Below are 23,549 nucleotides of genomic sequence, written 5' to 3'. Positions count from 1 at the left end.
ACCCTCCACGGCCGGAAGCTCTTCCTCATGCCGAAGAGCGAATCACCCCGCGCCCTACCTGTCGAGCCTCATCACCCGTTACAAGGACAGGCTCCTAGGCAACCGCCGGCCGCCCGTAGCCGCGCGCGCGGATCAGCAGCGTCGCGATGATCGCCACATTCGCCGCGTTCCACGCGATGCCGTTGAGGAAGGCGGCGAGATAGCTGCCGGTCAGGTCGAACACCAGGCCGGAGAGCCAGCCGCCCAGCGCCATGCCGATCAGCGTGGCGAACAGCACGATGCCGACGCGCGTGCCCACCTCCTTCGCCGGGAAATGCTCGCGCAGCGTCACCGCGTAGGAGGGGATGATGCCGCCCTGCACCAGGCCGAACAGCGCCGAGAGCAGGTAGAGCGAGGTCAGCCCGTCGAAGAACAGGAACAGCGACAGCGCGAACATCTGCAGCACCGAGCCGAGCAGCACCGTGGAAAGCCCGCCGATCCGATCGGCGATGAAGCCCGACGCCAAGCGCGAGACGATGCCGCAGGCCAGCATCAGCGAGAGCATCTCCGCCCCCCGCGCCACGCCGTAGCCGAGGTCGCCGCAATAGGCGACGATGTGGACCTGCGGCATCGCCATCGCCACGCAGCAGCCGATGCCCGCGATGGCCAGCACCGCCGTCAGCCCGTTGCGCGACAGGCCGAGCGGCCGGTCGCTGCCGCCTTCCGCCGGCATCGCCGCACCGCCGCGGGAGCCTGGCGGGCGGGCGCGCAGCAGCAGCGAGAGCGGCAGCATCGTCACCAGGCAGATCACGCCGATCACCACATGGGCGGTGCGCCACCCATGGTCGGCGATCAGCCAGGTGAGGATCGGCGGCCAGACCGCGCCGGCCAGGTAGTTGCCCGAGGCCGCCAGCGCCACCGCGATGCCGCGCCGCCTTCGGAACCACAGCGAGGCATCGGCCATCAGCGGCCCGAAGGCGGCGGAGGAGCCGAGGAAGCCGATCATCACGCCCTGCACCAGGGCGAAGACGGCAAGGCTCGGCGCCATCGCCGCGGCGACGTAGCCGGCGGCGAGCATCACGGTGCCGCCCAGCAGCGGCACCATCACGCCGAAGCGGTCGGCCAGCCTGCCCATCATGATCCCGCCCGCGCCGAAGCCGAGCATGGTAAGCGTGTAGGGCAGCGAGGCGCCGGCGCGCGTGGCGCCGAATTCCGCCTGGACATGCGGCAGCACCACGACCACCGACCACATGCCCACGCCGCCCACGGTCGCAAGCGCCACCACCGCGGCGAGGCGGATCCAGGCGGTGCGCGAATCGATGAGCTGTTCGCCGGTCATGCCTCGGGTCCGAACGTCACGAAATCCTCGAGCGGCTCACGCGCCGTCACCAAGCGGTTGGCAGGCTCGTCCGGATCCGCGTGCCCGAGCGACATGCCGCAGACCAGGATGCGGTCCTCCGGCAGCGACAGCTCCCGCCGCACGATGTGGTGGTAGTCGCAGAAGGCGGCCTGCGGGCAGGTGTCGAGGCCATGCCCGCGCGCCGCGAGCATCACGTTCTGCAGGAACATGCCGCAATCGAGCCAGGAGCCGATCTCCATGTCGCGGTCCATGGTGAAGAACAGCCCGACCGGCGCGCCGAAGAACTCGTAGTTGCGCCCATGCTGCGCGCTCATCCGCGCCGTGTCGCCCCGGCCGATGCCGAGCAGCGCATAAAGCCCCCAGCCCGTCGCGCGGCGCCGCGCCAGGTAAGGCTCCCGCCAGGCGCGCGGGTAGTAGTGGTATTCGCGCGCGCCCTTCTCGCCGGCCGCATGCGCGGCGCGCAGCGCAGCGGAAAGCCGCGCCTTCTCCGCGCCCATGGTCACCCGCACATGCCAGGGCTGGATGTTGGAGCCGGACGGCGCGCGGGACGCGGCGGCGAGGATTTTCTCCAGCGTCTCGCGCGGCACCGGGTCGGGGCGGAAGCCGCGGATGGAGCGGCGCGAGGCCATCGCCTCCAGCACATGCATGGCGCGGTTCAGCCCGGGATGCGGTCGGCGATGGCGCGCGCTACGTCGGCCGTGCCGGCGCCGCCGAATTCGGCGCTGACGAGCCCGCCGGCGAAGGCGGCATCCACCGCGGCGTCCAGCTCCGCCGCCGCATCGCTCCAGGCCTGCCCGGCGCCGCGGCTGCCCAGCCAGTCGAGCATCAGCGCCGCCGAGAGGATCGTCGCCGTCGGGTTCGCCAGCCCCTTGCCGGCGATGTCGGGCGCGGTGCCGTGGCTCGGCTGGAACACCGCGTGGTCGTCGCCGATATCGGCCGAGGGCGCATAGCCCATGCCGCCGATCAGCCCGGCGCCGAGATCGGAGAGGATGTCGCCGAACATGTTCTCGGTCGGCAGCACGTCGAACTCCCAGGGGCGTCGCACCAGGTCGAGCGCCATCGCGTCCACGTAGTGCGCGTCCGCCGCCACGCCGGGGAAGCCCTGCGCAACCTCGGAAAAGACCTTCCGCATGAAGGCCATGGAGGTGAAGACGTTGGCCTTGTCCACCAGCGTCACCTTCCCCGGCCTGCCGCGCCGCTGGGCGCGTCGTTCGGCGAGCCGGAAGGCGAAGCGGGAGAGACGTTCGGTGGTGGCGCGCGTGATCACCATGGTGTCGCGCGCCTCGCGATCCTCGATCACCTCGCCGCGGCCGCGCGACCAGAACAGGCCCTCGGTGCTCTCGCGCAGGATCACCAGGTCGATCTCCTGCGCACGGGGATGGGCGAGGGCGAGCGGCACGCCCGGTATCGCGCGGATCGGCCGCACCCCCGCGTACAGCCCGAGCCGGAAGCGCAAATCGAGCTGCGGCGCGATCTCGGTCCCGTCGGGGTAGCGGATGCCGGGCCAGCCCATGGCGCCGAGCAGGATGGCGTCGGCGGCTTCGGCGCGGCGGAAGGTCTCCTCGCTCATCGCCGTGCCCGTCGCCTGATAGCAGAAGGCGCCGGCCGGCAGCGTCTCGGTGGCCAGGCCCAGCCCATGGCGGCGGGTGAGCTTCCCGAGCACGCCGAGCGCGGCCTCGGTCACCTCCACGCCGATGCCGTCGCCGGGCAACACCGCCACCCGGACCGCATTGCCCGTCACTGCCATGGTTGCTCCGTATGGCGCCCTCGGCGCGCATGAAGGCATGGGTGGAGGGGGGCGGCAACTCGTCAGCGATTGCACGCGCAACGGGCAGTCTTAAAAATTGGATTTCCTCTTCCGGTTGATAGAGGATTCGTTCATACTCGCCACCATGGGTCGCACGCTCCGTCCGCTTCTTCTCGCCACCACTGCGCTGCTGGCGCCGGCCCTCGCGCAGGCCCAGGCGCCGGATGCCCGCCCGCAGGGCGGATCGGTCGTCGCCGGACAGGCGACGATCAGCCAGACCGCCACCCGCACCCAGGTGAACCAGGCGACCGACCGCGCGGTGATCGAGTGGCGCGGCTTCGACATCGGCGCCGGCCACCAGGTGGATATCCGCCAGCCCGGCGCGGCCTCCTGGTCGCTGCAGCGGGTGACCGGGCCGGACCCCTCCGCCATTGCCGGGCGGCTGACCTCGAACGGCGGCGTGGCGATCGTCAACCGCGCCGGCATCGTGTTCCAGAATGGCGCGCAGGTGGACGTGGCGGGGCTGATCGCCACCACCTCCGACACCACCAACCAGAACTTCATGGCCGGGCGCATGGCCTTCGACGGCGCGCCGCGCCCCGGCGCCCGCGTCGAGAACCGCGGCACCGTCACCGTGCGCGAGCAGGGCCTTGCCGCCCTTGTCGGCCCGGTCGCCGCCAATTCCGGCACCATCCGCGCCCGCCTCGGCCGCGTCGCCGTGGCGGGCGGCGAGGCCTTCGCGCTCGATCTCGCCGGCGACGGGCTGCTCTCGCTCGACGTCACGCGGCAGGTGACCGCCGCCCCCTCCGGCGCCGCCGCGCTCGCCACCAACAGCGGCACCATCGAGGCCGAGGGCGGCCATGTCCTGCTCACCGCCCGCGCCGCCTCCGGCGTGCTGGAGACGCTGGTGGAGGCCGGCGGCCGCATCACGGCGGCCGCCATCACGGCGAATGCGCCGGGCGGCGGTGTGCGCGTGCCCGCCGGCGCGGTGCTGGACGCCTCGGCAGCCAATGGCGGCGGCCAGGTCACGGTCGGCGCCGGTGCCACCAGCCGACTCGGCGCGCCCACGCAGCTCGCCGCCCGCACCACCGTCGCGCGCGGCGCCACGCTCCGCGCGGATGCGACCCGGCGCGGCACCGGCGGCCGCGTCATCGTGCACAGCGACGCCCGCACCGAGATGCGCGGCGCGATCTCCGCCCGCGGTGGCCCCGAAGGCGGGCGCGGCGGCGCGGTCGAGGTCTCCTCCCGCGGCGGCCTGCTGGTGGACGGAACGCTGCGCGCCGGCGCCGACGGCGTGGTGCTGATCGACCCCGAGGAACTGCACATCGTCGATTTCCCCTCCGGCGCCACCGAGCCGGAGGAGATCGCGGCCTCCACCGTCGCCACCACCGAGGGCCACCTGATCCTGCAGGCCGAGCGCCGCATCCGCGTGCTTGCCGCAGTGAACCGCGATGCCGGCCCGCTGACGCTCGAGACCACCAACGCCACCGCCGAGCCCGGCGACGGCATCTCGATCGAGGCGCCGCTCTCCGTCCTCGGCGACCTGCGCCTGCGCACCGCAGGCGACATCACCCAGGCCGAGTTCGGCGCCGGCATCAACGCCACCACCCTCTTCGCCGAGGCGCGCGCCGGCGCGGTGCGGCTGGAGGCCTTCGACAACCTGATCCTCGGCCTCGATGGCGGCTTCGCTGCCGGCCGCTTCGACATCGCCTCCGTCACCGCGATGGCGGTGGATGCCCCCGTGCAGGCCGAGGCGATCCGCCTGACGTCGCTCGAAGGCCTCTCGCTCTACGCCCCGCTCGCGGCCGGCAGCGTGGAGCTGGTCGCGCTCGGCGCCACCGGCATCACCCAGGCCGGCTTCGGCGCCGGCATCGCCACCGATCTGCTGCGCCTGGAATCGCCCTTCGCGGAGATCCGCCTCGACGGCGCCGGCAACCGCATCGCCGCCCTCGGCGACACCACCGCCATCGCCGGCCTGACGCTGCGCAATGCCGGGGCGCTGCACATCGCCGGCACCATCAACGGCTTCGACGCCAGCATCGCGCTGACGCTCGATGCCGGCGACCTGACGCAGGATGCCGACGTCTCCCGCGTCTATGCCGAGCGGCTGAACCTCGCCACGCCCGGCGGCTCGGTCCGGCTGGACGCGCCGAACAACCTGGTCTCCCGCCTCTCTGGTTCCGCGCGCGACACCTTCGCGCTCGATGCCGGCCGCACGCTGCTGCTGGAAGGCCCGGTCAGCGCCGCCGCCGTCACGCTCACCGCCCGCGGCGACCTGCTCCAGGAGACCGACGCGCTCGTCATCACGCCGCTGCTCTCGGCGCGCGCCATCGGCGGCTCCGTGCGGCTCGAGGACCCGCTGAACGAAATCGCCGCGCTCGGCGCCTCGGGCGCGGACGGCGTCTTCGCGCTGGCCACCTTCGGCGGCCTGTCGCTCACCGGCGCGCTGTCAGCGCCGGAAGTCTCGCTCCTCGCCGGCGGCAGCGTGACGCAGGCCGGGGGCAGCGTGCAGGCCGGGCTGCTGCGCGCCACCGCGCTGACCGGGGAGGTCGCGCTCGGCGGCGCCGGCAACGTCGTCGCGGAACTCGGCGCCTCCGGTGCCGCCGCGGGCTTCGCGCTGGCGAGCGATGGCGCGCTGGCGGCAACCGGCGCGCTTGCCGCCGGCGGCGCGCTGCTGCTGGAGGCAGGTTCGCTCCGCCTTGCCGCACCCGTCGCCGCGCCCTCGGTCACCTTGCGCGCGCTGGCCGGCGGCATCGCGCAGGAGGGCGGCACGATCGCCACCGCGGCACTGCGCGCCGAGGCGACCGGCCCGGTGCAGCTCGACGCCGCCGGCAACGCCATCGCCGCCGTCTCCGGCACCGCCGCGCCGCTGTTCCGCGTGGCGACCTCCGGCGCGCTGGCCGCCGACGACATCGCCGCAGCCGAGGTCGCGCTGCTGGCCGGCGGCGCCATCACCCAGGATGCGGCCGGGCCCGGCATCGCCGCCGAGCTGCTCTCGGTGGAATCGGGCGGCCGCGTGGAGCTTGCCGCCGCGGCCAATGCGGTGCGCGCCCTCGGCCGCGTGGTGGCGCCAGGCGGGTTGCTGCTGCGCACCACCACCGCGCTGCAACTCGCCAATGTCGCCGATCCGATCAGCGTTCCCTCGGCCGAGCTGCATCTCGGCGGCGACCTCACCCAGCTCCCCGGCGCCGCGCTCGCCGCCGGCACGCTGCGGCTCGCGGCCACCGGCGCGGTGACGCTCACCGATCCCGGCAACGACCTGCCGCGCCTGCTCGGCGCCGAGGCCGCCGGCGCGCTCGCGCTGACCACCTCCGGCGCGCTGGCGCTGGAAGGCGTCGTGCGCAGCGGCGATGTCGTCACGCTGACCGCGCTCGGCGGCATCACCCAGCCCGCCGGCATCATCGAGGCGCCGGTGCTGATCGCCCGCTCGGTGTTCGGCGGCGTGGCGCTGGAGGGCGAGAACCTGCTCGGCGCCGCGGGCGGCGGCGCCGCCGGCACCTGGCGCCTGCGCCATGCCGGCACCGGCGCGCTGCGCCTCGCCGGGCTGATCGCGGCGCCGGAGGTGCTGCTCGACCTCGGCGGCGGGCTCGACCAGGCGGCGGGCGCGCTGCGGGCCGATGTGCTGGGCCTCGATGTCGCAGGCACCGTCATGCTCGACGGCGCCGACCACCGCGTGGCTGCGCTGTCGGGCCGTGCGGGCGAGTTGTGGCTGGCCGCCGGCGGCGAGCTCGACGTGACCGGGGCGCTGGAGGTCGGCGGCCCGCTCGGCCTCTCGGCCGACCGCATCGGGCTGGCCGCGCCGGTTTCGGCTTCCGGCGCCGCGGTACTGGTGGCGCTCTCCGGCGATATCGCCCAGGCGCCGAGCGGCGCGGCGCTCCGCCTCGGCGGCGGCTTACAGGTGCATGCCGCCGGCGCCGTGGCGCTGGACGGCGCCGGCAACCAGCTCGGCCGGCTCGCCGCCGGCACCGCGGGCGCGGGCTTCGCGCTGGCCAGCGACAGCGCGCTCACCGTCACCGGCCCCGTCGCGGGCGAGACCGTGCTGCTGCGCGCCGGCGGCCAGATGACGCTGGACGGCGCCAGCTTCGAGGCCGGGCGCGCGGTGCTGCTGGCCGCGCCCGCCGGCATCGCCGCCGGCGCGCAAACCACGCTCGCGCCGCTCGATCCCACCCGGCTGCCGGTGCTGATCCTCGACACCCGCCGGACCGGCGGCCTGGCCACGCTGCCCGATGCGGTGCAGCCGGACCTGCCCGGCCTGCCGGCGGGGTCGCAGCCGACCCAGCTGGCGGCCTTCGGCCCGGCCAGCAGCGCCGCGGCCGGCGGCGCGGCCTTCGACATCCAGGCTGGCGCCTCGCCGGTGTTCCTGCTGCTCGATGGCGGCCCCGCGGTCGGCACGCTGGAGGCCGGGCGGCTCGGCGTGCTCGGGCGCGGTGCCTCGGCCTTCCTGGCCGGCGTGCTGGGCGGTGTCGGCGGGGCGGAGGCGGCGGCGCTGGTGACGCTCGCGGCCAGCGACACCGGCTACCGCTTCAACGACTGCCCGATGGGCGTCGCGAATTGCGGCCAGACGCCGCCCCCGCCCCCCGCGCGCGCCCCGCCGCCCCCGCCCCCGCCCGCCCCGCCACCCCCCCCCCCGCCACCCCCGCCGCCGCCTCCACCCCCGCCCGACCCGCCGCCGCCCGGGCCAGGGCCGGCGCCCACGCCCAGCGGCGAGGCGCCACCCGCGCCGCCCTTCCGCGTCGGCCTGTCCGGCCTCGCGACACCGGATGCCGCCGGCGGGCCCGTGGGCGAGGCCGGGCTGCCGGTCGCCTGGCTCCCCTGGCCCCCGGCGGCGCCGCTCCGCCTGGAGGAATAGCCCGCGGTCGGGGGCGTGCATTGCCGGGTCCTGGTCTGGTCCCCCGCCCGAACCCGGGCCGGCGCGGCACGTTGGTGCGACCAGATACCAAACACCGGGGGAGCCACCATGCCGCCCAACGGCCAGCGCAAACCGAACAACGAGCAGGACATTGCCAGCGCGGACAGCTTCCCCGCCAGCGACCCGCCCTCCAACACCGCCGAGCGCGGCACCCGCGCGGTGCCGATGTCCGAGTTGGTCGGCGAGCACCACGCCGCGGTGCCCGGCGCCGTCATGCTCTCCCGTCGCTTCCCGGACGGCGAGGCCGCCAAGCTGATGCTCGAGACGCTGGTGCGGCAGGTTCCGGTCGATCGCGACGCCGCCACGCTTGCCGAGCATGGCACCGAGGTCGAGCTGCGCATCGCCGCACCGCCCGGCGACGCCGCGCGCATCCGCGCCCTGCTCGATCGCGCCTGAGGGGCGCCGTCCGCCGCATCGCTCACGAGAGCGTGTGCGATGCACGGACGCCACAACCCGAACGAAAAGCGAACGTTCGATCGGTTCACCCTTGAGTCGATCGGCTCCGTCCTCCTAGCCTCGCCTGGCAAGCGAGGGAGGGGCGGCCCATGCAGGCATGGCGCGAGCGGGTCCATGGTCTGACGCAGGGCGCCCTCAGCGTTCTCGCCTGGATGGCGGTCGCCCGCGGCGCGGTGGCGCAGGTGGCGCCGCCGCTGCTGTCACCCGACGCGGCGGCGCTGGCGGAGCGGCTGGCTCTGCTGGAAGCCAGGGGGGCGACCGGCAATGCCCGGACCTTCGCGATGCTGCTGATGATCGGCGTGCTGGTCGCCTTCATGGTCGGGTCGTATTTCCTGATCCGGCACCTCGCGACCCAGGCGGCGGCGACCGGCCAGAAGCCGGGCGAGGCGAGCAGCTTCTCCGGCCGCTACTTCGACCTGCCGCTCGGCGCGCCGGAAGGCTCGGTCCGCGCGCTGGTCTCGATCTTCATCATCACCTTCGGCTTCCTGCTGCTGGCCTTGCAGAACGAGCTCGGCCTGACATCGGGCGAGGCGGTTGCCGGCTTCCTCGGCACCGTCATCACCTTCTATTTCTCGTCCCGCAACGCCGAGCAGTCGCGGCAGATCGTGGAGGGCGCGCGGGAGGCGGTGGAGCGCGCGACCACGGCGGCGCAGAATGCCGGCACCGCGGCCAGCAACGCCTCCGCCGCGGCCACCGATGCCGGCAGCGCGGCGCGCAGCGCGGCGGGCACGGCGGTGGTGGTGGCCGGCACCGCCGGGACCACGCCGGAGCAGCAGGCCCGGCTGGCCACGCTGCGCGACGCGCAGACGAAACTCCAGGCGCTGCGCGGGCTGATCGCGGTGGCCGGCACGCTCGGCGTCGGCACCGGCGCGGTGGCCGGGGCGGACCGGGCGCTCGCCCGCGTGGACGGGCTGCTGGCGCGCATCGGCCCGGTGGTCGGCGGCAGTGCCAGCGTCGAGAGCATCGGCAGGCTGGCCGAGGAGGCCGGCAGCGCGCTGCGCGAGCTCGGCGATCTCGGCCCGGTCGGCAATGCGGTGTCGGATGCGATGGCGACCGTCGGCCGCGTCGCGGCGCAGAGCACGCCGATCGCCAATGTGCTGACCGGCATGCTCGGCGGCGGCGCGGTGGCCGGGCCGGCCGGGTTGGTGGCCGCGGTGGTCGTCGGCGGGCTGCAGCTGGTGAAGGAGAAGGAGAAGTTCGACCGCTGGAAGGCGGCGATGCTCGACACGCCGCTCGATCTCGGGCTGCTGCCGACGACGGTGGATGCCGGGCTCGCCACCGCTGCGCTGCGCCGCGCGCCGCTTTTGTCCGAAAGGCTCGGCACCGCCGAACCGGCCATCGCGCTCGCGGTGTGGGAAGCGGTCGGCACCCGGGCCGGCCAGGTCCCCGCCCCGGCGCGGGAGGTGGCGGAGGCGGTGCTGGCCGGCGGCGGCGGGGAGGGCGGTGCCGCGCTGCGCGCGCAATTCGCCGGCAACCCGGAGGTGCTGGCCGATGCGATCGAGGATCTTCGCGCCGCCATGACCGGCGTGGCGGCGTTGCAGGGCCTGGACCTGCAACGCATCACCGTGGCGGGGGCGGAGGTCTCCACCATGGCGCTCGCCGGCGCGGTGCGCGCCGCCCGCCAGGACAGCCGCGTCGCCGCGGAGCTGGAGCGGATGGTCTATCTGGTGGAGGCGCTGGGCAAGGCCGATCCGGCGACGCTGGAAGCCGTCTCCGCCCGCCTCGGCGCCACCGACTTCCTGCGCGGCGCCGAGGCCGAGGCCGCCGCCAAGGCCCGCGCCGCCGAGCAGGCCTCCACCACGCCGGAAGAGGGAGGCTGACGCCATGCGCCGGATTTTGTCCGAAACCCGCAGGCGGCGCTGGTCGCCCGCCCTGCTGCTGCTGCTGCCCCTGCTGCTCGCCGCCTGCGGCGGCGGTCCCTCGCGGGAGGCGGTGCAGCTGGCCGGCGAGCTGCGCCGCACCCCGCCCGGCCCGGCCACCGATGCCATGGCCGACCGCATGTTCGACTGCTCGGAGGTGGACCGCGCCTGCGTGACGCTCTGGCTCTATCGCGGCGCCGCCTGCGCCCGCCTCGCCGAGGCGCCGGAGACGGCGGAGGGCGCGCGCCCCCTGCGCCGCACCTGCGCGGTGGAGGCCTTCACCCGCGCCCGCGCCCTGCTGCCCAGGGACGCCACCCCGCAGGAACGGCAGGAGGTGGCGATCCGCCTTGCCGATGTGCATGAGCGCCGCCGCGACCGCGCCACCGGCGATGCGCGCGTGGCGGAGAATGCGGCCATCCTCGCTGCGGTCGCGCCGCTGCGCGGCACGCCCGCCGCGCCCTACGCCGACCATTACGAGGCCGGCGTCGCGCTGAACCGCGTGCAGGCCGGGGAGGTGCTGCCGCCGGCGCGCTGCGCCGTGCTGCGGGAAGCGAGCCGGCAGGCCGCCGGCACGCCCGGCGGGCCCGGCCTGCCGCCGCTCGGCGACCGGCTCGACCAGCGCCGCGCCGCGATCGCGGCGCAACTCGCCCAGGAAGGCTGCACCTGATGTCCGCCGCGACCGCCGATCCCGCCACGCCCGTGCTCACCCGCACCTGGTGGTTCACCCAGCCGATGATGCGCGGCGAGGAGGTCTTCCTCGCCCAGCGCCTGCTGAACGAGCGTGCCGGCGCCGGCCTCAAGCCCGATGGCCTGTTCGGCGCCGCCACCCGGGCCGCGATCAAGGCCTTCCAGCGCCGCCGCGGCCTGGTGGAGGATGGCGTGCTCGGGCCCGTCACCTGGGCCGCGCTGGTCGGGGCGGCGCAACCCCCGCTGCGCAGCGGCGTCGCCGCCGTGCTGGACGGCGCGACTCTCGCCGCCCTGCAGGAGCCGCATGGCCGCTACCCCGACAGCGTCACCTGGCGCCTGACCCGGGACGGGCTGGAGGTCGCCGGCAAGATCGAGGCGCCGAGCGCAGCGGAGGTGGCGATGGCGGAGCGGGTTTTGTCCGAATACGCCGATGCCATCGTCACCGCCTCCGTCCGCTTCCCGGTCCCGGCGGAGCTGGTGGTGGCGACGATCTGCACCGAGAGCTCCGGCAATCCGCGCGCGAAGCGGCTGGAGCCGGGCTGCGACCTGGAGGATCCGTCGCGCACGCCGCGCCGCGTCTCGATGGGGCTGATGCAGACGCTGCTCTCCACCGCGCAGGAGGCGCTGGGCGACGAGACGCTGACGCTGGCCGCCCTCGAGAACCCCAGCACCTCGATCCGTGCCGGCATGGCCTATATCTCGCGCCAGGGCCGCTCCACGCGCTTCGACCCGCCGCTGGTGGCCTGCGCCTACAATGCCGGCTCGGTGCGCTACCAGGGCGCGGCGGCGAACCGCTGGAAGATGGCGCAATACCCGATCGGCACCGCGAAGCATGCCGACCGCTTCGTCCGCTTCTTCAACGGCGCGATGCAGGCGGTGGCGAAGGCCGGGCCGGGGGCGATCGCGGATCCGGGCGAGACCTTCGTGGAGCTGCTGTCCTGACCGGCCCCCGCCTCACGCGCCAGCGCCGCGACGTGGGGCCACCTCGGCCGCCACGGCATCGAGGAGTGTCCGGCCGAACGTCGCATCCGGCTCGAGGTAGTTGCCCTCCGCCCACTCGTTCCATGCCTTGAGGAAGACGATCCGATGTTGCGGCGGATAGGCGGCGACCAGATCGGTCGCCTTTCCCAGATACCGCCGCAGGAGTGCGGGCGAGAAGCCCTCGAACACATGGCCGCGCCTGCCTGCCCGGGGTGTGTTGTCCCAGCCCGTCAGCACACCGGGCAGGAAGCGCTTCTCGCGGGGGAGTGTGCCGAACGCCTGCTCCACGACATCGTGGAAATCGAACCTGAGCGGCCCACCCAGGGCCCCCCACAGCCGTCGGGCGATGCGCCGCCGCAAGGGCTGGGTCCGGAGACTGAAGAGATAGTCGGCCGGCCCGAAATTCGTCACCGCGTCGAATTGCCGCAGCGACGGATGCGCCATGTCGTAGCTCATCGCAATGAGGTACAGCCCGCCCAGCCCCGCGCTCGTCGCGAGTTGCCGCCAGTGGGCGGTGAAGGCCTCGGCATCCGGAAGCTCCGCCGGCCGGTAGACGAGGAACACCGGCCTGCCCTCCACCCGGACATGGCGTTCGTCCCGGAACGCCGGCAGGACAGTCTCGAAATGCGCCGCTTCGTCGTCGCGGCCGGGGTAGGTCTGCTCCATCAGCATCTGGCCTGGGGCGCCGTGCCAGACCCCCGTCCAGGAATCGTTTGCCCAGGCCAGGCAGAACGGAAAATCCGGCCTGCCGCTCTCCACGACGTCCTGGAAGGGCCGCTCCAGCAGGCGACGCCCTCGGCCGAACCAATAGTGCCAGTAGCAGAACCCCTCGATACCCGCGCTTCGCGCCAGGTCGGCCTGCCGCTCCCGGATGGCGGGATCGCGCAGGTCGTAATAGCCCAGTTCCCCCGGCACCCGCGGCTGCTGGTGCCCGGGATAGAGCGGCTTGGCCTTTGCGACATTGGTCCACTCCGTGAAGCCCTCTCCCCACCAGGCATCGTTCTCGGGGATCGGATGGAACTGGGGGAGGTAGAATGCGAGCAGCCGCGCGTTCAGATCGCCAAGTTCGCCCCAGAACGGCTGTCCTTCATCTGCAGGGCCGGGCAGGGCGGTCTCGTTCAACGGCGGCCTCCGGGACCCCGGGCGAGGCGGATGAACAGCAGAGCGCCCGATGGCGCAATCGGTTGTGAGGTCCGGAAGGCCAAAGTGCAGCGCAGGACCAGAACAAGTACCCGGCCTTCTTCCTACGGCGCGCGCAACTTGAAGCGGTCAGACCAAAGCTGCCGCAGAGTGGAAGGACTGAATCGTCCGCTCGCGATTCGAAGGTTGGTTCGCAAGCCCGGCGTCAAGAATCTCCCACCCGCGCTCGCTTCGCGGGCGCATCCTTCCCTGAAGAGCGCGCGCTGCAAGACGCCGAACGCAGCCCGGGGTGGGGCCCGCCCCCGCTCAGCCCGCCACCGGCAGCCCCTTGCTGGTGCTGTATTCGAAGTGCAGCGCCTCGCCGGGGAAGACGCGCGGGTGGATCGCATGGGCGGCCATCGCGGCCTCGCTGAACCCCTGAAGGATCAGCTTGAGCTTGCCCGGATAGGTGGCGATGTCGCCGATGGCGTGCACGCCGGGGATGTTCGTCTCGCAGGTCGCGGGCGCCACTTGCACATGCTTGTGCTCGACATCCAGCCCCCATTCGGCGATCGGGCCGAGCTCCATCGAGAGCCCGTAGAAGGGCAGCAGGATGTCGGCCGGCACGGTCCTCACCTCGCCCTTCAGCGTGGCGAGCTCCACCCCCGTCAGCCGCCCGCCTTCGCCCTGCAACCCGTGCAGCTGATAGGGGATCGCCATCTCCACCTCGCCGCGCTCGGCGGCGGCCCTGAGCTGCGCGGCGCTTTCCGGCGCGCAGCGGAACTTGTCGCGCCGGTGCACCACCGTGACCTTGGCGGCGATCTGCTTGAGGCTCAGCGCCCAGTCCACCGCGCTGTCCCCGCCGCCGGCGATCACCACGCGCTTGGCGCGGAAATCCTCCCGCCGCGTCACCAGGTAGCGCACGGCGCCGGTGGCCTCGTACTCCGGCAGGTGTTCCAGCGGCGGGCGGTTGGGGCCGAAGGCGCCGGCGCCGGCGGCGATGATCACCGCCTTGCAGGCGATGGTGTCGCCCTCGCTGGTAGCCAGCTCGAACCCGCCATCCAGCCGCGCCAGCCGCTCGACCCGGCGGGAGAGCAGCATCAGCGGGTGGAATGGCCGCGCCTGCTTCTCCAGCGCCTCGATCAGGTCGGCGGCGGCGATCTCGGGATGCGCCGGGATGTCGAAGATCGGCTTCTCCGGGTAGAGTGCGCTGCACTGCCCGCCGGCGGCATCGAGCGCATCCACCACCACCGTGCGCATCCGCAGCATGCCGCATTCGAAGACGGCGAAGAGCCCAACGGGCCCGGCGCCGATGATCGCCACATCCGTCTCGACCCTGGCCGTCATCGCCTGCGCATCCCTTCCCGCGTCCATCCGGTGTAGCGGCCGGGGCTGCCGCGATCAAACCGCGAACCCGGCGCTTGTGCCCGCCGCCCCGGGGAGGGCAGATTGCCCCCCGATCCCCGCATGCAAGCGCCCGTGACCCTGACACTCGCCGATACCGCCGCGACCGAGGCGCTGGCCGCACGGATCGCCACGCGCGCCCGGCGCGGCGATGCGCTGCTGCTGGAAGGCCCGCTGGGCGCCGGCAAGAGCACCTTCGCCCGCGCCTTCCTCCGCGCGGCCAGCGGCGATCCGGCGCTGGAGGTGCCCTCGCCCACCTTCACCCTGGTGCAGGAATACGCGCTTCCCGCCGGCCCCGCCTTCCACTTCGACCTGTGGCGACTCGACGGCCCCGCCGACCTCGCCGAGCTCGGCTGGGACGAGGCGCGGGAGGGGATCGTGCTGGTGGAATGGCCCGACCGCCTCGGCGCGCTGCGCCCGGAGGATGCGCTGACCATCACGCTCGCCCCGGGCGCAAATGACGACCAGCGCATCGCCACCCTGAACGGTTGGCCCGGTCGCATGGCGGGGATCGCATGAGGGAGGGTGCCGAGGACTTCCTTGCCGCCCATGGCTTCGCCGCGGCAGGCCGCGAGTCGCTGCCCTCGGATGCCTCCTTCCGGCGCTACGTCCGGCTGCATGGCGGCCCGCGCCCGGCGCTGCTGATGGATGCGCCGCCGCCACAGGAGGATGTGCGGCCGTTCCTGCACGTCGCGTCGCATCTCTCAGCGGTCGGTCTTTCCGCGCCCGAGGTGATCGCCGCCGACGCCGCGCGCGGCTTCCTGCTGCTGGAGGATCTCGGCCGCGACAGCATGGCGACGCGACTCGACGCCGGCGCCGATCCGCTGCCCCTCTACCTGGACGCGGCCGAGGCGCTGGCCGCGCTGCACGAGGCACCGCCACCCGACGGCCTGCCGGAATGGGGCGCGGCGCGCATGGCGGAGACGGCGGCGGCCACCTTCCTCGACTGGTGGTGGCCCGAGACCTTCGGCGCCAAGCCCGCGCCCGCGGTGGTGGCGGAGTTCCACGCGGCACTGGAGGAAATGCTTGCGCCCGTCGCCGCGCGCGGCTTCGTGCATCGCGACTACTTCCCCGCCAATCTGATGCCGCTCGACCGCGCGCCGCCGCGGCGCGCCGGCATCATCGACTTCCAGGACGCGGCGTACGGCCATCCCGCCTACGACCTCGTCTCGCTGGTCGAGGACGCACGGCGCGACGTGGACGACGCCGTGCGGGCGGAGGCAATCGCGCGCTACCTCGCGCATCGCCCGGCGCTCGACGCGCGGGATTTCCGCGCCGCCATGGCGGCCTGCGCGGCGCAGCGGCATCTGCGCGTCGCCTCGCTCTGGGTGCGGCTGGCGCGGCGCGACGGCAAGCCGCGCTACCTCGTGCACGGCCCGCGCTGCTGGGCGCTGCTCGACCGCGCGCTGGCGCATCCGGCGGCGGCGCCGCTGGCGCGCTTCCTCGATCGCCACGTGCCGCACGCGCTGCGCGCCAATCCCGCCTCTCTCCAGGAACACGCGGCATGATCGCACCCACCCACGCCATGGTGCTCGCCGCCGGGCTCGGCACGCGGATGCGGCCGCTGACCGATGACCGGCCGAAGCCGCTGCTGCCGCTCGAAGGCCGCTCGCTGCTGCACCATGCGATGGACCGGCTGCGCGATGCCGGCATCGGCAACGTCGTGGTCAACGCCCACTGGTTCGCCGAGCAGGTGGCCGATGCGGCCGCCGCGCATGGCACGCGCCCGCCGCCCATCGTGCTGCGCGAGCCGGTGCTGCTGGAGACCGGCGGCGGCGTGAAGGCGGCGCTGCCGCATCTCGGACGCGATCCCTTCGTTGCGGTGAACGGCGATGCCTTCTGGCTGGACGGCCCCAACGCCGCGCTGCGCCGCATGGCCGCCGCCTTCGATCCGGCGGAGATGGATGCGCTGCTGCTGCTGGTGCGCACCGCGCATGTGGATGGCGAGACGGGGCGCGGCGATTTCCTGCTCGATCCGCTCGGCCGCGCCCGCCGTCCGAAGGAGCGCGAGATCGCGCCCTATCTGTTCGGCGGCGTGCAGATTCTCTCGCCAGTGCTGTTCGAGGATACGCCGGACGGACCCTTCTCGCTCAACCGCGTCTACGACCGTGCGATCGAGAACGGAAGGCTGTTCGGGCTGGTGCATGACGGCGCCTGGTTCCATCTCTCGACGCCCCGCGACCTGGCCCGCGCCGAGACGATGCTGCGCGCCGGGATGCTGCCCGTGCTGTTCTGATGCGCGCGGCATGGATCGAAGGCATGACGGGCGGTCAGCGAAGCTGGCCGAGGCCGCGTATGCGGCCCGCGGCTCATGCCGCGGAGCCAAGCGCGCGGCTTGCGGCACTGCCGCAAGGCCGAAGCGAAGCGAAGGCTCGCCGCCCGGCGTCTGAGGGTCACCCATGAGACTCTACGACATTCCGGCGCATCTGCCGTTCCTGGATTGCCTTGCGGCGGGCGTGCTCGACGGGCTTCGTGATGCGCCGCCGGAGGCGCTGGCGCGCGCTACCATCCTGCTGCCGACCCGCCGTTCCGCGCGCGCGTTGCGCGATGCCTTCCTGCGCGCGGCGAGCCATAACGCCCTGCTACTGCCGCGCATGCGCGCACTCGCCGGCCTCTCCACCGAGGATGCCGACGAACTCGCGCTCCCCGCGCTGCTCGACCTGCCACCGGCGGTCGCACCACTGACGCGGCAGGCGGTGCTGACCGGCTTCGTCATGCGCCTGCCGCCGCGCCATGGCGGCCCGACCACGCCGGAACAGGCCTGGGCGCTGGCCGGCGAGCTCGGCCGTCTGTTCGACGAGGTGGCGCTGGAGGAGAAGGACCCCGAGCTCCTCCAGGCCGCCGACCCGCTGCGCTTCGCCGAGGCCTGGCTCGAGCGCCTGGAGAAGCTGGTGCCGGCCGAGCAGGCGACGCATTGGCAGATCACCACCACCTTCCTGCGCGGCATCGCCAACCAATGGGCCGCCTGGCTGACGGATCAGGGCCTGCTCGATATCGGCCTGCGCCGCGTGCTGGCGCTGCGCGCGCAGGCCGAAGCCTGGCGGCGCGACCCCCCGAGGGAGCCGGTGATCGCCGCCGGCATCGGCGTCGGCGGCACCATCCCGGCCGCGGCCGAGCTTCTCCGGGTTGTCGCGGGCCTGCCGGATGGCGGCGTGGTGCTGCACGGGCTGGACCGGGCCGCGCTCGGCCGCATCTGGGCGGCGGTGGAGGGCGCGCCGACGCATCCCTTCTCCTCCCAGGCGCGGCTGCTGAAGGCGATGGGCGCCGACGAGGCGCGCATCCGCCCCTGGCCGGGCTGCGCGTCCATCGCGGCGCAGCGCGTGCCCCAGGCGCGCGCGGTCCTGATCGAGATGGCGCTGCGCCCGCCCGAGGGGCTGGACGAATGGACGCAGCCCGCGACCGAGCAATGGCGCCCCGGCCTTGCCGGCCTCTCGCTGCTCGCCGCGCCCGATGCGCAGACCGAGGCCGCCGCCATCGCGCTGACCCTGCGGGAGGCGCTGGAAGTGCCCGGCGCGCGCGCCGCGCTGGTCACGCCGGATCGCGACTTGGCGCGTCGCGTCTCGGCCGAGCTCACGCGCCACGGCATCCTCGCCGATGACAGCGCCGGCGAGCCGCTCGGCACCACGCCGACCGGCGCCTTCCTGCGCCTGATCGCGCGGATGGTGGCGGAGGGCTTCGCGCCGGTGCCGCTGCTCGCCGCGCTCAAGCATCCGCTCTGCTGCGCCGGGATGGAGCGCGCCGAGTGGATCGGCGCGATCCGCCTGCTGGAACGCGAGGCGCTGCGCGGCCCACGGCCGCAGGGCGGCCTGCCCGGCCTGCGCCGCGCCGCCGCCGCCGGCCTCAAGCGCGCGCCCGAGGCGCTGGCGCGGGTGGAGGCGGCGCTCGATGCGCTGGACTCGGCGCTCGACGGCTTCGCGAGGATGGATGGCGCCGCGCGCCCGCCGGCCGACCTGCTCGCCGCGCATCTTGCCGCCGCCGAGGCGCTGGCCGCGACGCCGACGCAGCCTGGCGGCCTGCGGCTCTACGCGGCCGAGGAAGGCGAGGTGCTGGCCAGTCACCTGGCGGAACTCGCCCCCGCCATGGCGCTGCTGCCGCCGCTCGATCCGCGCGCCTGGCCGGCGCTGTTCGACGCGACGCTGGAGGGCATCGCCACCCGCACCCGCCGCACCGCGCGCGGCCGCGACGCCGCGGCGCATCCGCGCATCGAGATCCTCGGCCTGCTGGAAGCGCGGCTGCTGTCCTTCGATCGCGTCGTGCTCGGCGCGCTGGACGAGACGGTCTGGCCGCTCGCCACCGATCCCGGCCCGTGGATGAGCCGCCCGATGCGCGCGCAGTTCGGCCTTCCGGAGCCGGAGGCGCGCATCGGCCGCGTCTGCACCGACTTCCTGCTGACCGCCTGCGCGGCGCCCGAGGCGGTGCTGTCGCGCGCGTCGCGGCGGGGCGGCGCGCCCACCGTGCCGGCGCGCTGGCTGACGCGCATCGAGACCTTCCTCGACGGCCAGGCGCTCAGGCTGCCGGCGAGCGCGGCGGCGCATTGGGCCGCGGCGCTGGATCGGCCGGCGCGGGTGACGCCGGTGGAGCGTCCGCGCCCCGCGCCGCCGGCCGCGCTGCGCCCGCGCGAGATCAGCGTGACCGAGGTGGCCGACCTGATCGCCGACCCCTATGCCTTCTATGCCAAGCGCATGCTGCGGCTGCGCGCGCTGGAGGAGCTGGATGCCGATGTCGGCGCGATCGACTACGGCACCATCGTGCATGCCGCGCTGGCGCGCTTCGTGGAGGGCATCGCACCCGCCCCCGGCGGCTGGCCCGGCGAGGATCGTGCGCGGGAGATCTGGGATGCGGCGGCGGAGACGGCGCTGGCCGACCAGGGCCCGCGCCCCGGCCTCGCCGCCTTCTGGCGCCCGCGCCTCAGGCGCATCGGCGAGTACGTGCTGGAGGTGGAGGCCAAGCGCCGCGAGGGCGGCCACATCGCCGCCTCCTACACCGAGCGCAAGGCGGAGATGCGGCTCGCGCGGCCGCGTGGCGAGGTGCTGCTGAAGGCGCGCGCCGACCGCATCGACCGCTTCGGCAACGGCACGCTGGAAGTGCTGGACTACAAGACCGGCGATCCGCCGAAGCCGGCCGCGCTGCTCGACGGCAGCGCGCCGCAGCTGCCGCTGGAAGCCGCACTCGCGCTGGAGGGCTGCTTCGAGAAGGTGCCGCAGGCCGCGGTGCGCGCGCTGACCTACTGGAAGCTGACGGGCGGGCAGGAGGCGGGCGAGGAGAAGCAGATGGTCTCCGAGCCGGAGGATGTGGCGAAGCTGGCGGCGGAGTCGCTCGACCGGCTCGGCGCGCTGGTGGATCGCTTCCTGCTGGGCGACGCGCCCTTCCTCGCGCGCCCGCATCCGGACCGCGCGCCGCGCGGCGGCGACTACGACCATCTCTCGCGCATCGCGGAATGGGCGGATGCGGAGGACGGCGAGTGAACGTCCCCCTTTCCCCCCGCCAGGAAGCCGAGTTCGAGCAGGGACGCGGCTCCGATCCCGCCGCCTCGGCCTGGGTCACCGCCTCGGCGGGATCGGGCAAGACCAAGGTGCTGACCGACCGCGTGCTGCGGCTGCTGCTGGCGCCGGAGTGCCGGCCGAACGCGATCCTCTGCCTCACCTTCACCAAGGCCGCCGCCGCCGAGATGGCCACGCGGCTCGCGCGCGAGCTCGGCCGCTGGGCGGTGCTGCCGGAAGCCGCGCTGGCGGCGCGGCTTTCCGTGCTGCTCGGCCGCGCGCCGGCGCGGGAGGACCTGGACCGCGCGCGCCGCCTGTTCTGCCGCGTGCTGGAACTGGCGGGCGGGATGCGCATCAGCACCATCCACGCCTTCTGCCAGTCGCTGCTGCGCGCCTTCCCGCTGGAAGCCGGGCTCTCGCCGCAATTCGGCGTGGTGGAGGATGCCGAGGCCGCCGCGCTGCTCGCCGATGCGCAGGAGGAGGTGCTGGCCGGCCCGCTGACGCCGCGCGCCGCGCTGGAAGCGCTCGCCGCCCTGGTGCCGCCGAGCGCCTTCGGCCAGCTCGTCGCCGCGCTGACCAGGGACCGCGAGCGGCTGGCCGCGGCGCTGCGCGCGACCGGCTCGCTGGACGGGCTCTCCGCGGCCATCGCGCGGCACCTCGGCATCGCGGAGAGCGCGCATGAGGCGGCGCTGATCGAGGCGGCCGCGGCGGCGCATGACGCGGAGATCGTCACCGCCGCGCGGCTGCTGCAGGCCAGCCGCAACGCCAACGACCAGGCGCGCGGCGAGAAGCTGATGGCCTGGGTCGCGCTGGATCCCGCGCGGCGCGTGGCGCAGTGGAATGGCTGGTGCGAGATCTTCCTGACCAAGGAAGGCACGGCGCGCGCGACGCTCGCGACCAAGCAGGTCGGCGAGCGCCAGGCCGAATGCATCGCGATCCTGCAGCGGGAGGCCGAGCGGCTCTGCGCCGTCGAGGGCAGCCGCCGCGCCTGCCGGCTGCTGGCGGCGACGCGCGCGCTGCTCGGCCTGGGCGCGCCGGTGCTGGATGGCTACCGCGCGCGCAAGCAGGCGCGGGGGCTGATGGATTTCGACGACCTCATCCTCGCCGCCGAGGGCGTGCTGAAGGATCCCGGCAGCGCCTGGGTGCTCTACAAGCTCGATGGTGGCTTGGAGCATGTGCTGCTGGACGAGGCGCAGGACAGCAACCCCGCGCAATGGGGCATCGCCGCCGCACTGACCGAGGAGTTCTTCGCCGGGCAAGGCGTGGAAAAGAGGGGCGCGCCGCCGCTGCGCACCATCTTCGCCGTGGGCGACGTCAAGCAATCCATCTACGGCTTCCAGGGCGCCGATGCCTCCGGCTTCGGGCGCTGGAAGAGGCACTTCGCCGAACGCTGCACCGCGCTGCATGGCGATCTGCGCGACGTGCAGCTCAAGGTCTCCTTCCGCTCCACCGCGCCGGTGCTCGCGCTGGTGGACGCCGTCTTCGCCGCCGGCCCCGCCCGCGCCGGGGTGGTGGAGGATGGCGCCACGCTGGAACACCGCGCCGACCGCCTCGGCCATGCCGGCACGGTGGAGCTCTGGCCGATGCTCGACGCCGCCGAGCGCGAGCCGCCGCCGGCCTGGGACGTGCCCGACGAACCCGCCCATGCCGAGGGGGCCGATGCGTTGCTGGCCGAGGCCATCGCCGCCCGCATCAAGGGCTGGCTCGATGCCGGCGAGATGCTGCCGGCGCGCGGCCGCGCCATGCGGCCGGGCGATATCCTGGTGCTGGTGCGCAAGCGCACCGGCGGCCTGGTGCCGCGCCTGCTGCGCGCGCTGAAGGAGAAGGGCGTGCCGGTCGGCGGCGCCGACCGCCTGAAGCTCGCCGAGCAGATCGCGGTGCAGGATCTGCTCGCGTTGTGCGACGTGCTGCTGCTGCCCGACGACGACCTGCAGCTCGCCGCGCTGCTGAAATCGCCGCTGGTCGGACTGACGGAGGCGCAGCTCTTCGCCCTTGCTCATGGCCGCCCCGGCAGCCTCTGGTCGCGGCTGGCGGCCGAGCGCGGGCGGGATTCGCCGGAAGGCCGGGTGGCCGAGTGGCTCGCGCGGCTGATGAACCGCGCCGATCTCGTCACCCCGCATGCGCTGCTGGCCGAGGTGCTGGGCGAGCATCGCGGGCGGGAGCGCCTGCTCGCGCGCCTCGGCCCCGATGCGGCCGATCCTCTGGACGAGCTGCTGAACGCCGCGCTGGAGCATGAGCGGCGCAACCCGCCGAGCCTGCAGGGCTTCGTCCACTGGCTGCGCCGCGGCGGCGCCGAGGTGAAGCGCGAGCAGGAAAGCGGCGACGTGGTGCGGGTGATGACCGTGCACAACGCCAAGGGCCTGCAGGCGCCGGTGGTGATCCTGCCCGACACCGTCGGCCGCGGCCGCGACGACCGCTCCGTGCGCTGGCATGTCGAGGAGGGCAAGCCGCCGCTGCCGCTCTGGGCGCCGCGGCAGGAGGCCCATGCGCCGGCCTTCACCGACCTGCTGGAGGCCGAGAAGCGCGCCCGCGCGGAGGAGGAGCACCGCCTGCTCTATGTCGCGCTGACCCGCGCCGAGGACCGGCTGCTGGTCTGCGGCTGGCAGCGCAAGCCACCGAAGGGCCGCGACTGGCCGGAAGGCTGCTGGTACGACCTGGTGGAGGCCGGCTTCCAGCGCCTGGGCGCCGCCGCGCTGGATTTCGCCCCGGCCAGCTTCGGCGCGCCTGCCGGCTGCCGCTTCGCCGCGAAGCCCCTGCTGCGCCACGACTGCGCCCAGGCCGAACCGCCAAGGCAGGAGGAGGCGCGCGACGCGATCGCCACCGCCGCCGCCGCGCTGCCCGCCTGGGCGCATCGCCCGGCGCCGCCCGAGGCGGTGGAGGATGCGCTCGCCCCCTCCGCCATCCCGGCGGAGGACGAGACGCCGGCCGCCGCGCCGCATGGCGCCGCCGATCCCAGGGGCGAGCGGTTCCGCCGCGGCCGGCTGATCCACGCGCTGCTGCAGCACCTGCCCGAGCGCGCGCCCGCCGAGCGGGAGGCGGCGGCGCGCGCCTTCCTCGCCCGGCCCGGCCATGGGCTCGACCCCGCCGCGCAGGCGGCGATGCTCGCCGAGGTGCTGGCGCTGCTGGCCGAGCCGGAGCTGGCCGCGGCCTTCGGCCCCGGCAGCCTGGCCGAGGCGCCGATCGCCGGGCGGCTCGGCGACAGGCTGGTGAGCGGTCAGGTGGACCGGCTGCTTGTCGCGCCCGACCGCGTGCTGGTGCTGGACTACAAGACCAACCGCCCGCCGCCGCTCACGTTCGACCAGGTGCCGGCGCTTTACCTGCGCCAGATGGCCGCCTATCGCGCGGTGCTGCGGCTGGCCTATCCGGGCCGGGCGGTGGAGTGCGTGCTGGTCTGGACCTATGGCGCCCGGTTCATGCGCCTGCCTGGCGAATTACTCGACACCCATGCGCCGCGCGCATGAGGGATGGGGCGGAGAGCCATGGCAGGGTTTGCTTGACCGCGCGGGTCCGCGCCACGATCTTGCCACCGATAGGACCGGGCCGACTCGTCCCCCCTCGGCCGGCCGAT

Annotated in this window: 15 protein-coding genes; 10 read left to right on the top strand and 5 right to left on the bottom strand. The window is 74.4% G+C overall.

Going from position 1 to position 23,549, the window contains the following annotated elements; all coding sequences use genetic code 11:
• Positions 1-94 precede the first annotated feature (94 nt).
• The 3 genes from ACESM1_RS18210 to ACESM1_RS18200 are packed head-to-tail and all read right to left on the bottom strand — an operon-like array spanning position 95 to position 3,086.
• Positions 95-1,318, bottom strand: coding sequence for an MFS transporter (locus tag ACESM1_RS18210; RefSeq protein ID WP_372622468.1), 1,224 nt, complete (start codon positions 1,316-1,318; stop codon positions 95-97).
• A complete protein-coding gene (locus ACESM1_RS18205) occupies positions 1,315-1,986 on the bottom strand; it encodes a nitroreductase (RefSeq protein WP_372622466.1) in 672 nt (223 codons plus the stop codon). The genes ACESM1_RS18210 and ACESM1_RS18205 overlap by 4 nt, the downstream gene beginning before the upstream one ends.
• Before the next feature lie 8 nt (positions 1,987-1,994).
• On the bottom strand, positions 1,995-3,086 hold the full coding sequence (locus tag ACESM1_RS18200) for an isocitrate/isopropylmalate dehydrogenase family protein (RefSeq protein WP_372622464.1): 1,092 nt from the start codon (positions 3,084-3,086) through the stop codon (positions 1,995-1,997).
• A gap of 145 nt (positions 3,087-3,231) precedes the next feature.
• On the opposite strand from ACESM1_RS18200, the gene ACESM1_RS18195 reads away from it, so the two are divergent.
• From ACESM1_RS18195 to ACESM1_RS18175, 5 genes are all read left to right on the top strand, one after another.
• Entirely contained in the window at positions 3,232-7,935 is a 4,704-nt protein-coding gene (locus tag ACESM1_RS18195; RefSeq protein WP_372622462.1) for a filamentous hemagglutinin N-terminal domain-containing protein, read from the top strand.
• 108 nt (positions 7,936-8,043) lie between these two features.
• A complete protein-coding gene (locus tag ACESM1_RS18190; protein ID WP_372622460.1) occupies positions 8,044-8,391 on the top strand; it encodes a hypothetical protein in 348 nt (115 codons plus the stop codon).
• Positions 8,392-8,540: 149 nt separating this feature from the next.
• Positions 8,541-10,271, top strand: a complete 1,731-nt coding sequence (locus ACESM1_RS18185) for a hypothetical protein (RefSeq protein WP_372622458.1) — start codon at positions 8,541-8,543, stop codon at positions 10,269-10,271.
• A 4-nt stretch (positions 10,272-10,275) separates the two neighbouring features.
• Positions 10,276-10,977 (top strand): hypothetical protein, encoded by a 702-nt coding sequence (locus ACESM1_RS18180; RefSeq protein WP_372622456.1) that lies wholly within the window; start codon positions 10,276-10,278, stop codon positions 10,975-10,977.
• Positions 10,977-11,939 carry a peptidoglycan-binding protein gene (locus ACESM1_RS18175; protein WP_372622455.1) on the top strand — a complete coding sequence of 321 codons (963 nt, stop codon included), beginning with the start codon at positions 10,977-10,979 and terminating at the stop codon, positions 11,937-11,939. The genes ACESM1_RS18180 and ACESM1_RS18175 overlap by 1 nt, the downstream gene beginning before the upstream one ends.
• A 12-nt stretch (positions 11,940-11,951) precedes the next feature.
• Here ACESM1_RS18175 and ACESM1_RS18170 read toward each other — a convergent pair whose 3' ends face one another.
• Together ACESM1_RS18170 and ACESM1_RS18165 are read right to left on the bottom strand one after the other, a co-directional pair.
• Positions 11,952-13,100, bottom strand: a complete 1,149-nt coding sequence (locus ACESM1_RS18170; RefSeq protein ID WP_372622453.1) for a glycoside hydrolase family 99-like domain-containing protein — start codon at positions 13,098-13,100, stop codon at positions 11,952-11,954.
• A gap of 324 nt (positions 13,101-13,424) precedes the next feature.
• Positions 13,425-14,444, bottom strand: a complete 1,020-nt coding sequence (locus tag ACESM1_RS18165) for an NAD(P)/FAD-dependent oxidoreductase (RefSeq protein WP_372622452.1) — start codon at positions 14,442-14,444, stop codon at positions 13,425-13,427.
• A gap of 120 nt (positions 14,445-14,564) precedes the next feature.
• On the opposite strand from ACESM1_RS18165, the gene tsaE reads away from it, so the two are divergent.
• The 5 genes from tsaE to addA all read left to right on the top strand — a co-directional run bounded on the left by tsaE (position 14,565) and on the right by addA (position 23,442).
• Positions 14,565-15,020, top strand: a complete 456-nt coding sequence (tsaE, locus tag ACESM1_RS18160) for a tRNA (adenosine(37)-N6)-threonylcarbamoyltransferase complex ATPase subunit type 1 TsaE (RefSeq protein WP_372622450.1) — start codon at positions 14,565-14,567, stop codon at positions 15,018-15,020.
• Positions 15,017-16,009 (top strand): aminoglycoside phosphotransferase family protein, encoded by a 993-nt coding sequence (locus ACESM1_RS18155; protein WP_372622448.1) that lies wholly within the window; start codon positions 15,017-15,019, stop codon positions 16,007-16,009. Before tsaE ends, ACESM1_RS18155 begins: the two co-directional genes overlap by 4 nt.
• A complete protein-coding gene (locus tag ACESM1_RS18150) occupies positions 16,006-16,737 on the top strand; it encodes a nucleotidyltransferase family protein (RefSeq protein WP_372622446.1) in 732 nt (243 codons plus the stop codon). The genes ACESM1_RS18155 and ACESM1_RS18150 overlap by 4 nt, the downstream gene beginning before the upstream one ends.
• Positions 16,738-16,900: 163 nt before the next feature.
• On the top strand, positions 16,901-19,966 hold the full coding sequence (addB, locus tag ACESM1_RS18145) for a double-strand break repair protein AddB (protein WP_372622444.1): 3,066 nt from the start codon (positions 16,901-16,903) through the stop codon (positions 19,964-19,966).
• Positions 19,963-23,442, top strand: coding sequence for a double-strand break repair helicase AddA (gene addA / locus ACESM1_RS18140; RefSeq protein ID WP_372622442.1), 3,480 nt, complete (start codon positions 19,963-19,965; stop codon positions 23,440-23,442). Before addB ends, addA begins: the two co-directional genes overlap by 4 nt.
• Positions 23,443-23,549 lie beyond the last annotated feature (107 nt).

Origin of the sequence: Falsiroseomonas sp. (assembly GCF_041690465.1) — a bacterium.
GTDB lineage: Bacteria > Pseudomonadota > Alphaproteobacteria > Acetobacterales > Acetobacteraceae > Falsiroseomonas.
This window is presented reverse-complemented; position numbering and strand designations above follow the sequence as displayed.